The 15,231-nt window shown below is 68.4% G+C and carries 14 protein-coding genes and 2 riboswitches; of the genes, 10 read left to right on the forward strand and 4 right to left on the reverse strand.

Annotated features, from left to right (window positions below; genetic code table 11):
• Nucleotides 1-30: 30 nt before the first annotated feature.
• From AC1DKN_RS17645 to AC1DKN_RS17655, 3 genes are read right to left on the reverse strand one after another with little or no spacing between them, the layout of a single operon-like run.
• Nucleotides 31-1,677, reverse strand: coding sequence for a DNA repair helicase XPB (locus tag AC1DKN_RS17645; protein WP_476872044.1), 1,647 nt, complete (start codon nucleotides 1,675-1,677; stop codon nucleotides 31-33).
• On the reverse strand, nucleotides 1,674-4,166 hold the full coding sequence (locus tag AC1DKN_RS17650; protein WP_476872045.1) for a helicase-associated domain-containing protein: 2,493 nt from the start codon (nucleotides 4,164-4,166) through the stop codon (nucleotides 1,674-1,676). Before AC1DKN_RS17650 ends, AC1DKN_RS17645 begins: the two co-directional genes overlap by 4 nt.
• A 10-nt stretch (nucleotides 4,167-4,176) precedes the next feature.
• Nucleotides 4,177-4,410: a hypothetical protein gene (locus AC1DKN_RS17655; RefSeq protein ID WP_079555362.1), complete on the reverse strand. Its 234-nt coding sequence runs from the start codon at nucleotides 4,408-4,410 to the stop codon at nucleotides 4,177-4,179.
• Between the two features lie 177 nt (nucleotides 4,411-4,587).
• Here AC1DKN_RS17655 and AC1DKN_RS17660 point away from each other — a divergent pair, with 177 nt between their 5' ends.
• From AC1DKN_RS17660 to AC1DKN_RS17670, 3 genes are read left to right on the forward strand one after another with little or no spacing between them, the layout of a single operon-like run.
• Nucleotides 4,588-4,971, forward strand: a complete 384-nt coding sequence (locus tag AC1DKN_RS17660; RefSeq protein WP_018776003.1) for a cold-shock protein — start codon at nucleotides 4,588-4,590, stop codon at nucleotides 4,969-4,971.
• 8 nt (nucleotides 4,972-4,979) lie between these two features.
• A complete protein-coding gene (locus AC1DKN_RS17665) occupies nucleotides 4,980-5,585 on the forward strand; it encodes a DUF3027 domain-containing protein (RefSeq protein WP_476872046.1) in 606 nt (201 codons plus the stop codon).
• A 44-nt stretch (nucleotides 5,586-5,629) separates the two neighbouring features.
• Complete coding sequence (locus AC1DKN_RS17670; protein WP_476872047.1) at nucleotides 5,630-6,949, forward strand: MFS transporter; 1,320 nt, start codon at nucleotides 5,630-5,632, stop codon at nucleotides 6,947-6,949.
• A 61-nt stretch (nucleotides 6,950-7,010) separates the two neighbouring features.
• Here AC1DKN_RS17670 and serC read toward each other — a convergent pair whose 3' ends face one another.
• Complete coding sequence (gene serC / locus AC1DKN_RS17675) at nucleotides 7,011-8,141, reverse strand: phosphoserine transaminase (protein ID WP_476872048.1); 1,131 nt, start codon at nucleotides 8,139-8,141, stop codon at nucleotides 7,011-7,013.
• 359 nt (nucleotides 8,142-8,500) lie between these two features.
• Here serC and AC1DKN_RS17680 point away from each other — a divergent pair, with 359 nt between their 5' ends.
• The 7 genes from AC1DKN_RS17680 (at nucleotide 8,501) to AC1DKN_RS17710 (ending at nucleotide 15,109) form a co-directional block, all read left to right on the forward strand.
• Complete coding sequence (locus tag AC1DKN_RS17680; protein WP_079555358.1) at nucleotides 8,501-9,196, forward strand: iron-dependent transcriptional repressor DtxR; 696 nt, start codon at nucleotides 8,501-8,503, stop codon at nucleotides 9,194-9,196.
• A gap of 150 nt (nucleotides 9,197-9,346) precedes the next feature.
• Nucleotides 9,347-9,560, forward strand: a riboswitch (cyclic di-AMP (ydaO/yuaA leader).
• 4 nt (nucleotides 9,561-9,564) lie between these two features.
• Entirely contained in the window at nucleotides 9,565-10,386 is an 822-nt protein-coding gene (locus AC1DKN_RS17685; protein ID WP_476872049.1) for a M23 family metallopeptidase, read from the forward strand.
• Between the two features lie 136 nt (nucleotides 10,387-10,522).
• A riboswitch (cyclic di-AMP (ydaO/yuaA leader) is annotated at nucleotides 10,523-10,692 on the forward strand.
• Nucleotides 10,693-10,987: 295 nt separating this feature from the next.
• Complete coding sequence (locus AC1DKN_RS17690; RefSeq protein WP_230009730.1) at nucleotides 10,988-11,746, forward strand: NlpC/P60 family protein; 759 nt, start codon at nucleotides 10,988-10,990, stop codon at nucleotides 11,744-11,746.
• 219 nt (nucleotides 11,747-11,965) lie between these two features.
• On the forward strand, nucleotides 11,966-12,466 hold the full coding sequence (locus AC1DKN_RS17695) for an HNH endonuclease (RefSeq protein ID WP_026266867.1): 501 nt from the start codon (nucleotides 11,966-11,968) through the stop codon (nucleotides 12,464-12,466).
• Nucleotides 12,467-12,560: 94 nt separating this feature from the next.
• Nucleotides 12,561-13,232, forward strand: a complete 672-nt coding sequence (mobA, locus tag AC1DKN_RS17700) for a molybdenum cofactor guanylyltransferase (RefSeq protein WP_230009569.1) — start codon at nucleotides 12,561-12,563, stop codon at nucleotides 13,230-13,232.
• Nucleotides 13,233-13,253: 21 nt separating this feature from the next.
• Nucleotides 13,254-13,541, forward strand: a complete 288-nt coding sequence (locus tag AC1DKN_RS17705; protein WP_079555354.1) for a DUF6457 domain-containing protein — start codon at nucleotides 13,254-13,256, stop codon at nucleotides 13,539-13,541.
• The gene (locus AC1DKN_RS17710) at nucleotides 13,538-15,109 is read left to right on the forward strand and encodes a molybdopterin molybdotransferase MoeA (RefSeq protein WP_476872050.1); all 1,572 of its coding nucleotides are present in this window, start codon (nucleotides 13,538-13,540) and stop codon (nucleotides 15,107-15,109) included. The genes AC1DKN_RS17705 and AC1DKN_RS17710 overlap by 4 nt, the downstream gene beginning before the upstream one ends.
• Nucleotides 15,110-15,231: the final 122 nt, after the last annotated feature.

Genomic DNA, 15,231 nt, shown 5'->3' on the forward strand with positions numbered 1-15,231 from the left:
GTGTTGCATGGCCGCATCCCCGGCACCCGCCTAGCCCGCGGTGCCGACGTCCTTGGCGTCCATGATCCGGTAGGCGTACCCCTGCTCGGCGAGGAACCGCTGCCGCTTCGCGGCGAAATCCTGGTCCAGGGTGTCCCTGGCCACGAGCGAATAGAACCGGGCGGAGCGGCCGTCCTTCTTCGGGCGCAGCAGCCGGCCCAGGCGCTGGGCCTCCTCCTGGCGGGACCCGAATGAACCGGAGACCTGGATCGCGACCGACGCCTCGGGCAGGTCGATGGAGAAATTGGCGACTTTGGACACCACCAGGGTCTGCACCTCGCCGGCCCGGAACGCGTCGAACAGCCGCTGGCGCTCCTTCACCGACGTGTCGCCCTTGATCACCGGCGCGCCCAGGCGCTCGCCGATCTCGTCGAGCTGGTCGATGTACTGCCCGATCACCAGGAGCTGTTCCCCGGCGTGTTCGGCGACGAGTTCTTCGACCACCCGGGACTTCGTCTCGGAGGTGGCACACAGCCGGTATTTGTCGGCGTCCTCGGCCATGGCATAGGCCACCCGTTCGTCGCGGGGCAGGTCCACCCGGACTTCCACGCAATCGGCCGGGGCGATGTAGCCCTGGGCCTCGATGTCCTTCCACGGCGCGTCGTAGCGTTTCGGCCCGATCAGGCTGAAGACCTCGCCCTCCCGGCCGTCCTCCCGCACCAACGTGGCGGTCAGCCCGAGCCGCCGGCGGGCCTGCAGGTCCGCCGTCATCCGGAAGATCGGCGCGGGCAGCAGGTGGACCTCGTCGTAGATGATCAGGCCCCAGTCGTTGCCGTCCACGAGCTCCAGGTGCGGGTACAGCCCGCCGCGCTTCGTGGTCAGGACCTGGTAGGTGGCGATCGTGACCGGCCGGACTTCCTTAACGGAGCCGGAGTACTCGCCGATCTCCTTCTCGGTCAGCGACGTGCGTTTGAGGAGCTCGTCCTTCCACTGCCGCGCGGCGACGGTGTTGGTCACCAGGATCAGTGTGGTGGTGGAGCTGGTGGCCATGGCGGCCGCGCCGACCAGCGTCTTGCCGGCGCCGCAGGGAAGGACGACGACGCCGCTGCCGCCGGCCCAGAAGTTCTCCGCGGCCAGTTGCTGGTAGGGCCGCAGCTTCCAGCCCGATTCGTTGAGCATGATGGGGTGCGGGGTGCCGTCCACGTAGCCGGCCAGGTCCTCGGCCGGCCAGCCAAGCTTGAGCAGCAGCTGCTTGAGCTGGCCGCGCTGGGAGGAATGCACCACCACCGTCTCGCCGTCGATCCGTGGCCCGAGCAGCGGGGCGATCTTCTTGGCGCGGCTGATTTCCTCGAGCACCGGGTAGTCGGAGGTGCGCATGACCAGGCCGTGCTGCGGGTCCTTCTCCAGCCGGAGCCGGCCGTACCGGGACATGGTCTCTTCGACGTCGATCAGCAGGGAATGGGGCACGGGGAAACGGGAGTACGTGAGCAGGGTGTCCAGCACTTTTTCGGCGTCCAGCCCGGCCGCCCGGGCGTTCCAGAGCCCCAGCGGCGTCAGCCGGTAGCTGTGCACATGCTCCGGGGCTCGTTCCAGCTCTGCGAACGCCGCGATGGCGTGCCGGGCCTCCGTTGCGAGTTCGTGGTCGACCTCCAGCAGGATGGTCTTGTCACTCTGGACGATCAGGGGCCCGTCATTCACTGGAACAATTCCTCTGTAGCTTCTACGTCGATAATGCGGTGGATGGACAGGACCCGCTCGATTTCCTTGTCCGGATCGAACACCCGCACCCGCCCGCCATTCACAGCTACCGGAACAACCGTCTCGCGGGTGGCATTCCCCATGCTGTCCACGACGTTCATGATGACCCGCTGCCTGAGGCGGATCGCCTTCAGCAGGGTCTCGAGGCCCAGCTGGGTCGCTTCCTCGCTGCCCGGGGCCGCCGGCGGGTGGGCGCCGGAGCCCGGCGCCCGGGACCCGTTGGCGCGCAGCACGGCCAGCTGGGCCTCGATGTCGGCCTCCGGCGGAGCGGTCCGCGGGGCGGTGTACACCGGCCGGCCGCTGCCGGGCGCAGGGGTGCTGCGGCGCAGCCGGACGATGGCGGAGGCAGCTTCCTCCAGGACCGGGGCGAGCCCCAAACCCCGGAGGGCCTGGGCGGTTTCCCGGGGCGCGGCGTGGGAGACGACCACGGTGGGCGCGATGCGCACCAGCCCGAGGCCAGCCACGGCCGGGGCGTTGAGCAGTTCCAGCAGAGCAGCCTCGTCCTCGCTTTGGATAAAACTGGCCGCGGCCCCCACCCGGAGCCGGGAATGGCGCGCGGCGGTGTCTTCGATGAGGTACTGGAGGGGCTGCGGGATGGCGGTGGCCGAATGCTGGCGCAGGAAGTCCAGCATCGCCGCGGCGTCCTGGCCGGTGTCGAGGGCCCGGCGCACGGAGGAGACGGAGAACCGGTAGATGGTGGCCGGTCCCTGCCCTTCGGCCGTGGCCATGGTCAGGAGCCGTTCGCTCAGTTCGGGGTCGAGGTAGCCCGGCGCCACCGCCGTCAGGTCCGCCTGCAGCAACACGTGCTGCAGGGCCGCCGGCAGGTGTTCGCCCAGGATCCCCAGGGCGTCGTCCGGCTGCTCGGCGGCGATCGCGGCGCCCAGCTGGCTCAGCGCCCCGGAGCCGATCAGGCCAAGCATCTCGGCCTCCGCGAGGATGCCGCGGATCAGCGAGCTGAAGCGCCTGGCCATCCGGGGCTGCGTCCACTCGGCACGCTCCAGCACGGCGGCGGCATCGAGGACGGGGGCCTGCCCGTCGGGCGCCACGGCCTCAAGGGTGAGTTCGTGCAGGATTTCCAGGACCCTTTTCCGGACCACCGGGGCGTCCGGCCGCTGCGCCTCGGCGGAGAGCGCATTGATGGTGGTCCCGGCCGGGCCCCGGTGCCCGGCCGGGCCCGGGGCGGCAGCATTCACCGGCTGGCCCACGAGGGACGGTGCGCGCTCGCTGGCCAGCCAGGCGTTGACCAGCCACAGCCACTGCTCCTGCCGCGGCAGCGACAGCCACTCCAGCTGCGGCGGCTGCACCCACGCAGAACTGTCGACGTCCAGCCGCAGCAGACCGGCCATTCCGCAGAGCTCCGCGAGGACGCCGGCCTCGTGCACGTCCATCCGCAGGGAATCCGCCAGCCGCTTCATCTCCCGGACCCCGACGCCCCCGCTTCGCAGCGTCGCCAGCGGCTGTTCGCGCACGGTGTAGAGCACTTCGCCGACGAGCCGCAGCGTCTCGGCGATGGCGCCCAGCGCGGCGTTTCGGCGCAGCCCCGCGCTCGTATTGCCCAGCCGGGGGACAGGCGGCGTGAGCGAAAAGTTCTCGATGACAAACCCGCCGCGCAACGACACTCCGACGCTGTGCGGCAGTTCGACGTGCGCGGCGTCCAGCGGTACCAGCAGCCCGCGCGCCAGCAGCCAGTCCACGGGGCCGACGTCGGCGCCTTCGTGGAGCACGGACGCCCGGCGCTGCGCCTGCGGGACGGCGCCCATGGCCCAGTTCCCGAACCGGGCCAAAAGGGCGGCGGTCCGGTCCGGTGCGGTAGCCAGGATTTGCTGGAGCGATTCCGGTGTTGCCGTCCAGTGCTGCAGGGACAGGGCGGCTTCCATCGGCGTCGTGGCGGGGGAGATGGACGCCCCGGCGCGGTGAAGTTCCCCCACCAGCTGCACCACGCGCTGCGCGAAAGCAGGCTGGAGCCGCACCAGTTCGGTGTAGCTGCGCCCCAGCCCCGCAGGGTAGATGCCAATCACGTCCTTGAGGCTGCCGACCGGAAGGTAGTGGCGCTGCTTGGCGGCGGCGGGGGTCGCGCCGTGCGGCGGATCGGCGCGGTGGACGAGGGCCAGTTCCTGCAGGGAATGGAGGAGCCGGTCGACGGCGGCAACCGAGGAGCCGTTGATCAGTTTCTTCAGCATCGCCGCCGACGCACTGTGCCCGGTATCGGCGTTGGTGCACAGGTGCAGGGTTTCCAGGACCTGCATCTGCGGGCGGTTGAGCCGTTCGAGGGCCCGCTGGACGCTGACGCGTCCGCTGGCGCGGGCGGCGAGGGCGGCGAAGTCCGGGACGCCGGGAGAAATCAGGTCCGGCCGCGCGGAGAACAGGGCCCGCAACGATTCGTCGCTTCGTGCCTGAAGTTCCTTGCTGAGCGCGCGGATGAGGGACATCGCTCCAACGTTACCTTTCGCCGGGCCCGCGCGGGCGGCGCCGGGCTGCCACCGCGTCGACAACGAGGGCCAGCATGAGCAGGAATGCCACCGGGAGGCCGTAGAGGGCCGTCGAGGTAATCCAGGCGGGCGCCACGGCATTGTTGAAGGCCATCGCCATGACAGCGCCGACGGCAACGAGGGACAGCACAGCAAGGGTGGCCGCTACGATCATCAAAGGCCGCCGGTAACGCGTCAGTGTCATGGGGGCAACGCTAACAGTCCGGCATCGCCCGCGCCTCAAGCCGTTAAAGTGAACCAGGCAGGATAACCTTGGAGATACAGACCAACACGGTCCGGGCAGTCATACCCTGAACCCGCGTATCCATGCGGATGCGGTGACCGCCGGCCGTGTCCCCGCAGAACGAAGAAGGTTGATTACGTGCCTACCGGCAAGGTCAAGTGGTATGACAAGGAAAAAGGCTTCGGATTCCTCGCGGGCGAGGACGGCCAGGAAGTCTTCCTGCCCAAGTCCGCGCTGCCCGAAGGCATCACGGAGCTCAAGGCCGGCACGCGTGTTGAATTTGGTGTAGCCGACGGACGCAAGGGTGCCCAGGCCCTGGGCCTGCGCGTGCTGGACAAGACGCCGTCCATCGCCAAGGCAAAGCGGCCCAGCGCCAGGGACCTTGCCCCGCTGGTCCAGGACCTCGTCAGCGTGCTGGATAACCTGTCCGGGACCCTGTCCGCGGGCAAGTACCCGGAAGGCAACAAGGGCAAGGCGATCGCAGCGGCCCTCCGTAAGGTTGCCGACGAGCTGGACGTATAAGGCTTTTGATGACTCAGGAACCTGATCAGTTGCCGGCGCCGGACGCCGGAACCGCAGCGCCCACCGGGGCCAAAGCAACCGGCTCCAAGCAGGGAATCCGCCCGCGCGCCGGCGTGCCCGTCTGGCGCACCGGCAAGCCTGACGCCTTCCTGGCCGCCGCCGTCGACGTCGCCCGCACCGCGGTGGAGGGCATTGCCCCCGCGGAGCAGATCGGCGAGCACATCGGTGCCCGGAGCGAGGGCGACCGCCTGGTGACCCACCTGTTCGAATCCAGGCTCCCCGGATACCTGGGCTGGCAGTGGTACGCCGTGCTGACACGCAACTCGCGCTCAAAGGTGGTCACGGTGGACGAACTTGGGCTCCTGCCCTCCGAGGACTCCATCCTGGCACCGGCCTGGGTTCCGTGGGCCGAACGGGTCCGCCCGGAAGACGCGCAGGCTGACGAGGCTGCCGAGGCGCCGTCCGGTTCCGAAGCGCCGTCACAGGCGTCCGATGCCGACCAGCAGGATGACGCCGACGCCGACGACGCCGCTGACACCGACGCCGACACTGACGCCGACGGCGCTGACACCGACGACGACGAGCGCGAACGCTCAACGGGCGAGGCCGACTAGCGGTTGGAAGCGTCCGGGAGCGTGTCTGGGGAGGGCTGGGGCTGATGTCCACGTTCAAATCCCTGCACATCCTGAACTACCGGATCTGGTTCGTCGGCGCCCTCATTTCCAACGTTGGCACCTGGATGCAGCGCACCGCCCAGGACTGGCTGGTGTTCGCCCACCTGACGGCGCACGATGCCGGGGCGGTGGGAATCACGATGGCCCTGCAGCTGGGCCCGCAACTCTTCCTGGCACCGGTGGCCGGACTGGTCGCCGACCGGTTCAACCGCAAGCGGCTCCTGGTGCTGACGCAGTCCGCCATGGCGCTGCTGAGCGCGGGGCTGGGCATCCTGGTGGTCACGGGCGCGGCGCAGCTCTGGCACGTCTACGCCTTCGCCCTGATGCTCGGGGTGGTCTCCGCCCTGGACGCCCCCGTCCGGCAGACCTTCGTCTCGGAACTCGTCCAGGACGACTACCTGCCCAACGCCGTGGCCCTGAACAGCGCGTCTTTCAATGTTGCCCGGATGATCGGTCCGGCCGTCGCCGGCGTGCTCACGGCCGTCGTCGGGCCCGGCTGGGTCTTCCTCATTAATACGCTCACCTTTGTGCCCCTGTTGCTGAGCCTGGCGAAAATCCCGTCGTCGTCGCTGCGCCGGCTGCCGCGGGCACCGGCGGGCAAGGGCAGGATCCGGGAGGGGCTGCGCTATGTGAGGTACCGTCCGGATTTGGTCGTGGTGCTGGTGGCGGTCTTCATCGTGGGAACCCTGGGGCTGAATTTCGCCCTGTTCATCGCGGCCATGGTGGGGACCGAATTCGGCCTGGACGCGGGGGCCTTCGGCCTGATGAATTCGATCATGGCCATCGGATCCGTCGCCGGGGCCCTGCTGTCCGCCGGGCGCGGCAAGCCACGGCTGCGGGTCATCTTCGGGGCGGCCGCCGCCTTCGGCGTGACCTCGGGCATCGCAGCGATGGCCCCGAACTACTTCTGGTACGGAGTCGCGCTTGTGCCCGTGGGGCTGTTCGCGATCACCATGATGACGAGCGCAAACGGGTACGTCCAGACCACGACAGAGCCCGTAATGCGGGGCCGGGTGATGGCCCTCTACATGGCGATCTTCATGGGCGGAACTCCCCTTGGTGCGCCGCTCGTCGGCTGGGTGGCAAACACCGCCGGCCCCCGCTGGTCCATGGCGGTCGCGGCGGGCGCCGGCCTGCTGGCGGCCCTGATCGGGCTGGTGTGGATCATCCGCGCGAAGCACCTGAGGCTCCACTTCAACCGCCGCGCCCACGGGCTGCGGTACTTCCGCGTCGAAAGCCGGACCGGGGCGGCCGGTGCCGGCAGGGACGCGCTGCCGGAGGCTCAGCAGGGCGGACGGACCTGAAACGACGACGGCGCCGTCACGGCTTAGGTTCTCAGGGGCCGTGACGACGCCGGACGCAGGGCTACTTCTTCAGTTCCGCCACGACGAAATCGATGCACTCGAGCAGTGCCGAGACATCGTCGGGCTCGATCGCCACGAAGGTGGCGATGCGCAGCTGGTTGCGGCCCAGCTTGCGGTACGGCTCGGTGTCGACGACGCCGTTGGCGCGGAGCACCTTGGCGATGGCCGCGGCGTCGATCGAGTCATCGAAGTCGATCGTGGCGATCACGTTCGAGCGGTCCTCGGCCTTGGCCACGAACGGCGTGGCGTATTCGGACGCTTCGGCCCAGCGGTAGATGCGGCCGGCAGAATCCGCGGTCCGGCCGGCGGCGAAGTCCAGGCCGCCGTTGGCGTTGAGCCACTGCACCTGGGCGTCCAGGGTCACCAGGGTGGCCAGTGCGGGGGTGTTGTAGGTCTGGTTCAGCCGGGAATTGTCGATCGCCGTCTGGAGGTCAAGGAAGTCGGGAATCCAGCGGTTGCCGGCCTTGATCCGTGCCGCCCGTTCCAGCGCGGCCGGGGAGAACAGGCCCAGCCACAGGCCGCCGTCGGATGCGAAGTTCTTCTGCGGCGCGAAGTAGTACACGTCCGACTCTGCCACGTCCACGTCCAGCCCGCCCGCGGCCGAGGTCGCGTCCACGAGCACCAGCGACCCCTCGTCGGCGCCGGCCACCCGCTGGACGGGGGCGGCTACGCCGGTTGAGGTCTCGTTCTGCGGCCACGCATAGACGTCGACGCCGGCCTCCGCCCGGGCGGTGGGGCGGGTGCCGGGTTCGGCCTTGATGATGGAGGACTCGGCAAGGAACGGCGCCTTGTTGGTGGCGGAGGCGAACTTCGAGCCGAACTCGCCGAAGGACAGGTGCTGCGCTTTGTTCTCCACGAGCCCGAAGCTGGCAATGTCCCAGAACGCGGTAGATCCGCCGACGCCCAGCACGACTTCATAGCCTTCCGGTGCCCGGAAGAATTCGCTGAGGCCGCTGCGCACCGAGCCGACCAGGTTCTTCACGGGTGCCTGGCGGTGCGAGGTCCCCAGCAGCTTCGACGATGCCGCGGCCAGGGCGTCCATCTGTTCCGGCCGGACTTTGGACGGGCCGGCGCCGAACCGTCCGTCCTTGGGCAGGAGGTTGGCGGGGATCGTGATGCTGGTGTCGCTCACAGTGGCTCCAATTTTCGGCTGGTTCGTAGCGTGGCTGGGAGGTGGCGGGCAGGGATGGCTACCACGGACCCCCCTTTTCATTCTGCCTGTTTCATTCTGCCTGTTTTATTTTGCCTGACAGCTCCCGGCGATACGGAAAAAGGCCTGTCATAGTCCGGTCATTGAGACGCCGGGGACGGCCGGCCGGCTGGGGCTGGGACAATAGCTCCAGGTCGACCGAAAGATTATCCGGAGTAATTCAAAATAGGCTAGGCTGGCATGCGAACGTACGGCGGTTCCCGCCTGGGCGCATCCTGCATGCAGCCCGCACGCGGTACGGTGGGAATGACGCTAGGACTGCGCTCGAGGAGCTGAGCTGAATGACGGATCTGATCGATACCACGGAGATGTATCTTCGGACCATTCTGGAACTTGAAGAAGAAAACATCGTTGCCCTCCGCGCCCGCATCGCCGAACGGCTCCGCCACTCCGGCCCCACTGTGTCCCAGACGATCGGCCGGATGGAGCGCGACGGGCTGGTGGTTGTTTCCGGCGACCGGCACCTTGAACTGACGGAAACCGGACGGAAACGTGCAATCGGTGTCATGCGCAAGCACCGTCTGGCCGAACGCCTCCTCGCGGACGTGATCGGGCTCGACTGGGCCTACGTCCACGAGGAAGCGTGCCGCTGGGAACATGTCATGAGCGAACGCGTCGAGCGAAGAATCTTCGAGATGCTCAACCACCCGACAGTCTCGCCCTACGGAAACCCTATTCCGGGGCTTGCGGATCTTGGCGGCGTTCCCAATGGCGCCCCCGTGGACAGGCCTGTGAACCTGCTGGAGGCCATGGCCGGCTACGGGGTAACTTCCCGGGTTACGGTCAACCGGCTCGCGGAGCCGATCCAGGTGGAGCCGGAGCTTCTGGCCCAGCTCGACGAGGGCGGAATCAGGCCTGGCGCGCTTGTCTCGCTGGAGCGGGTGGGGGAGTACATCTCGGTCCGCGTCCCCGATATCGAAGGTGCCCTGGAACTGCCGCCCGAGGTTGCCGCGCACGTCTTTGTAACAGTCGCCTGACCAGCCACTACGCGCCGGTCATGGGACGACCCATGAGTTGTCCACAATTGCGGTTACGGATTTATTACCGGGCGGCTTAATCGCCTATAGTTAGTGCCCAGTACCGATACCAAAGCGTTACCTGATCCGAAGCCGAGCCCTGCCAGCGGATCAGTCGCAGAACTACCTCCTGGCAGGGGCGGGGGAACCACTTTCGGCTGCTACTTCGGCAGCCTTGGGGTGAAGTCCGTCAGCGGCAAGCAGCTTCCACCGAAGGATCCCCTGGGATGCATCTGTGCGTGGCTGCTTGCAACGGCGGACCGGGTCTTTGATCTCTCTGACCCGAATCCGACAGCTAACTTCGCAGGCCATCCAGAGAGGAACCGTTCTTGACCACCCAGACCTCCAGGGGCCGTCGCCGCGCGACCGGTCCCGCACCGGAGCCGCGTCCCGTCGTCGCATACACGGCCGAACGCCCGCGGGACGTGCACCGGGATGAACGCCGTCGCCGTCGCAGTCCGTTCCGCCAGGTCACGGACTTTGCCGCGGCCAGCGGGGTCGGGCAGAAGGCCGGGATCGCCCTGGCCGCAACTGGTCTGGTTCTGACCGTGACGGTCCCCGTCACGAGCCCGGTGATGGCTTCGAATCCGGGCGAGTCCGGCGCGCTCTCCGCTGCCGTGCAGCCGGATGTCACCGCTGCCGCCGCCGCCAAAGTCGACTTCAACCGCACGGCCGTCACCACGAAGGGCGATCCGGACGGGAAACTCAAGCAGCTGCTGAGCGCCCAGTCTGTGGGCACCATCACCCGCGCGGCATCGGCCGGCACCCTGGGTGCGCCGCTCGACCAGCTGGTCACGGCCTCGCCCTTCGGCTACCGTGTCAGCCCCATTACCGGGGGCGCGGGGGAGTTCCACCGCGGCCAGGATTTCGCCGCCCAGTGCGGCACGGCGGTCCACGCGGCCGCCAGCGGCACCGTGACCTTCAACGGCTGGCATCCCTTCGGCGGGGGGAACCGCGTGGTCATCGATCACGGCAACGGCCTGGAGACCACGTACAACCACCTGTCCTCGGCCTCGGTCAAGGTCGGCCAGAAGGTTTCCCGCGGTGACGTCGTCGCCATGAGCGGAACCACCGGCGCCTCCACGGGCTGCCACCTCCACTTTGAAGTGATGGTCAACGGCGATGTCGTTGACCCGCTCGGCTGGCTCTAAAAAGACGATGGGCTGCTCTCAACTTCCTGTGACACGCCGTGATCTGAATGTGACATTGGATCCGGACTGCTGTAGGGTTTGAAGCACGCCAACTTTTCCGAAGTTGGCGCTCTTGAGTGGATTGCCTAGCTCTGCCACCGCTCAAGGTCCGTTCGCATTACATCGTCTGGCAGGGGCGGGGGAACCAATTTTGGCCTTCGAAAGAAGGCCTTGGGGTTAAGTCGCAAAGCTTCCCAGGAAGCAGCGCGGCCGGGTGACTCCCATCCGAATCCGACAGCTCACCTCGTAGGCATTGGGAGAGGCTACTTTCGTGTCTTCACGCCACAATTCTGCGCGCATGCGCACCGGCGAGGCTCTGTCGAGCCCGCTGGAATCCACATCACGTGCCGCCCTTGCCGGCGCCCGGATTGGATCACGTTCCGCAGGCTCAATCTCTAGCGAGCCCGGACAGCATGCAGTTTCCGCTTTTGGCGCGTCTTCGCAGTACACCCTTCGCTAAGTAACCCATTTCGGGGCGATCCGGCGTACCCCCAAGATGCCGGAGCGTCCTCAGTCCGCGCCCGAAAGCGCGCGGTCCAAGGATCACGAAAGAGAGAACTTAATGACTACTCGTGCAAACGTTGCACGGCACCGCGCCGAGGTCACCAAGACCAACTCGCTGGCTGTTATTGCTAAGGCTGTCGGCGACAACGCCGGCGGCGTGGGCCGTCAGGCTGCGGTCATCGCCGCAGCTTCCGGTCTGGTCCTGACCAGCGGAATCGCAGCCAACGCTGCTGAAACCAATGTTCAGCGCGAATCCACCTCCGCTTCGGCCCTGGAAGTCCAGTCCGCAGCTCCGGCCACCATCTCGGCCGCTTCCACCATCGCGATCTCCTACGAGAAGCCCGCCGTGACCACCACGCCGGCTCCCGTTGTCGAGGCTCCCAAGCCCGTTGTCAAGGTCCAGGACGCCACGGCCACCCGCGCCGGCGGCACCGAGCTTGGCGTCAGCGGCGGCGTCGCTGCCCAGGCCCCCGCTGGCATCGGAAGCGGCGCAGGCGCGACCATCGCCGCCGCTGCCTACGCACAGATCGGCGTGGCGCAGGACTGCACCGCCCTCGCCACCAACGCCCTGGCCGCGGCAGGCATCCACTACCACGGCTGGCCGGCAGGTTACCTGTCCCTGGGCCGCACCGTGAGCGCCGCCGAGGCACGCCCGGGCGACCTCGCTTACTACCAGAACGGCGGCGTGGGCATGGCTCACATCGCGGTCTACGTCGGCAACGGCATGGCAGTGCACGGCGGCTGGAACGGCGGCACCACCGCGCTGTACAGCGTCAACGTCGGCTCCGGCCCGGTCTTCATCCGCGTCGGCGCCTAAGCACGAACCCCAGCATTCCGAAAGACCCCCGCCTGCAGGCGGGGGTCTTTTGCGTTGCCGTGCAGTGAACTTTCCGCGCCCGGGACCGCACCGGTGAAAAAATATTCGGTGATCCGGCACTTGAGTGTTTACTCTTGTGTTGTCGATCCATAGCCCGACCATGCAGAGGGCAGCCGGCCCTCGTGCCGCTGGCGGGTGCGGCCGTGAAGAGGTATGCGGATGCGCACTCTCGTTCTGAATGCTGGATATGAACCGCTGGCGGTCATCACCTTCCGCCGGGCGCTCGTCCTTGTCCTGACCGGAAAGGCCAGCGTGGTGGCCGAAGGGGACGACCCCGTGGTCGGCCCCCAGGACATTTTGGGCCGCCCGTCCGTGATCCTGCTGAACCGCTACATCCGGCCCAGGTACAACACGATGACTGCGGTGAGCCGCCGCGGCGTGCTGCGCCGGGATGCCCACCGCTGCGCGTACTGCGGCAAGGCTGCCCACACCATCGACCACATCCAGCCCAAATCGCGGGGCGGGGCCGACTCCTGGGAGAATCTGGTGGCGGCGTGCCTGCGGTGCAACAACGCCAAGAGCGACCATACGCCGGCGGAGATGGGCTGGAAGATCGGTTTTGTTCCGGGCCCGCCAAAGGGTGCCATCTGGCAGATCAAGGAACTCGAGAAGCCGACGCCGGCCTGGGATCCGTTCCTGCTGCCTGAATCGGCTGCCTGATCTGCCCCCTTGCTGATTGATCAGCCGGTGAAGACGCTGCCGGCGCACGTGACGGCTTGTTCGGTGGCCGCTGGCGCCGCGCTAGGCTGAAACGATGGAGTTCGATGCCATCATTCTCGCCGGGGGGCGGTCCTCACGCCTCGGCGGCGTGCCCAAATCCGGGCTGGTCTACGACGGCGCCACCCTCCTGGAGCGGTCACTGCGGGCCGCCGGCGCGGCGGGGCGCACCGTCGTCGTGGGCCCCGACCCCGGGGGCCTGCCCGGCGGCGTCCTGACCTGCCGGGAAGAGCCGCCCTTCGCGGGTCCGGCCGCAGCCATCGCGGCGGGGCTGGCCGCCCTGGCCGCCGATCACGCGAGCCGGCACGCAGTAGCCGCGCCCTATACCCTCGTCCTGGCGTGTGACATGCCCCGGTCGGCCGGCGCGGTCCATGCCCTGGCCGAGGCGCTGGCCGCGTCCGGTGCAGGCACGCCGGAAAGGGACGCGGCCGACGGCGTCATGGCCGTCTCGGCCGACGGCCGGAAACAGCCGCTCGCGGGCTTTTATGGCACGGCCGTGCTACATCGTTCTGTCGCGGACGCCGCGTCCCGGGACCGGCTGGAAAACGCGTCGGTGTTCGCCCTTCTTGCTAGGCTGGACGTGCGGGAAGTTCGCGTTCCCCCGGGTTCCACGGATGACGTCGACACCTGGGATGACGCGTCCGCACTGGGGGTATCCGGCAGGATTCCCGACGGCGGTCCGGGCTCCGGCCCGGCTCTGCACAGCTGAACTCGACCATGGAGGCAAACGGTGAAAAGCCAGGACGAAACACTGGAAGACTGGTGCCGTGCCCTGCTCCAGGCCCTGGAGCTGGACGACGTTGAGATTGACGTGAATGAGGTCCTCGCCCTGGCCGGCGTGGCCGCCCATTCCGTGGTGCGCCCGGCGGCACCGCTGACCACATTCATTGCCGGCTTTGCGGCCGGCCTGGCCTCAGGCTCCGGGCAGGCCACGGACTCCGTGTCCATGGAGTCCGCGATGGCCGTGGCCCGCCGGCTCGCCAAGGACTACGCAGCCGCCGAAACTTCCGGGGCATGACGGCTGCGGCCCCGGACGGCAACGGCCCCACCACCGCCGCAGGTGGAGATGGCGTCAGAGATGGCGGTGAAGATGGCGTCAACGATACCGGCGGAAATGGCGTCGGAACTGGCGGTGGAGAGGCTCCCGTAGACGGCCCTGGTGGCCCTCACATCGCGGCGCGCCAGGATGCAGCGGGCGAAGACACTGCGGACCAGGATGCAGCGGACGAGGAGGCAGGGGACCAGGGCGCCGCGGACCAGGACGCCGCGGAGCCGCACAGGCACCTGGCCCACACGTGGCAGGAGGCCCGGCAACTCGCGTTCGAGTGCGCCGTTCCCATCCCGGCCGCCCCTGTTCCGCTGCGGCAGGCGCTCGGCCGGACGCTCGCGGCGGACGTCGTTGCCCGGCAGGACATGCCCCATTACGCTTCCTCTGCCATGGACGGCTGGGCCGTCAACGGCAGCGGCCCCTGGATCCTGGCCGAACCCGGCCAGCGTCTGGCACCACATCAGGCCAGCCCGATTGCCACCGGCGGCCTCATCCCGCCCGGGGCCAAGGCCGTGTTGCGCAGCGAAAGCGGCATCATCGACGTCGACGAGGACGGCCTGCCCGTCCTGAAGCTGGGCGGCACCGCGAAGCCGGGAGACCCGCGCAACGGCGACCACATCAGGAAGGCCGGGGAGGAAGCCGCCGCCGGGGACGTACTGATCCAGCGCGGCACGGTCCTGAACCCGGCCCATCTGGCCCTCGCCGCGCTGGCCGGAAGTGACACCCTTCCCGTGCTCGGCAAGGCCGTGGTCCGCCTCGTTTTTACTGGCTCCGAGGTCGTGACGAGCGGGATACCGGCACCCGGGCAGGTCCGCGACACCTTCGGACCCCAACTGGCCGCCGTGGTAGGAATGCTCGGCGGGATCTGTACCGAAGAAGTGAAAGTCGGCGACACCTACGCCGAGTGGCTCGCCGCCCTCGAGGACACCGATCCTGCCGGTGAAAACCTGCCTGCCGACGTCGTGGTCACCACCGGCGGCACGGGGCGCTCCGGGACAGACCACCTCAGGCGCTCGGTCGCCGAGCTCGGCGGCCGCCTGCTGATCGACGGAATCGCCATGCGCCCGGGCCACCCCGCCGTGCTGGCCGAGCTGCCGGACGGCCGTTACATCCTCGGCCTGCCAGGAAACCCGCTAGCGGCCATGATGGCGCTGTCCACGATCGGTGCCCCACTCCTGGCGGCACTCGGGCACAGCGCGATCCCCCCGCTCAGCGAGGTGCCCTGCGGCTCGACAATTGACGCCGACCCGGGCCGGACCCGGCTCATGCCCTTCCGGCTGCTCTATGGCATGGCATCGCCGGCGCAGCACACCGGCCCGGGAATGATGCGGGGGCTGGCCGCCGCCGACGGTGTGCTGGTGGTCCCGCCCCATGGCGTGCAGCTGGGGGAACTGGTCCCCGCCTTCGCCCTCCCGTGGGGTGCGCCGTTGCCTGACGCGTCGGCAGCGGCCGCCGAACAGAAGCCGGCGGCGAAGCGGACCGCCAGGAAAACCTCGGCCAGTGACGGGCCGGTGGACTGGAGTGCCCTTTTGGGCTGAGTCCTGGCCCGCTGCGCCGGCGCGGAGACAAGGCACGCCGCCAGGATCAGGCACTTACAATGATGGAACCAGCCAAAGATTCAAACAGCCGCTAGCTTCAAACAGCGGCACACTATGTTGCT

It is taken from the genome of Arthrobacter sp. 01N444 (assembly GCF_056399305.1).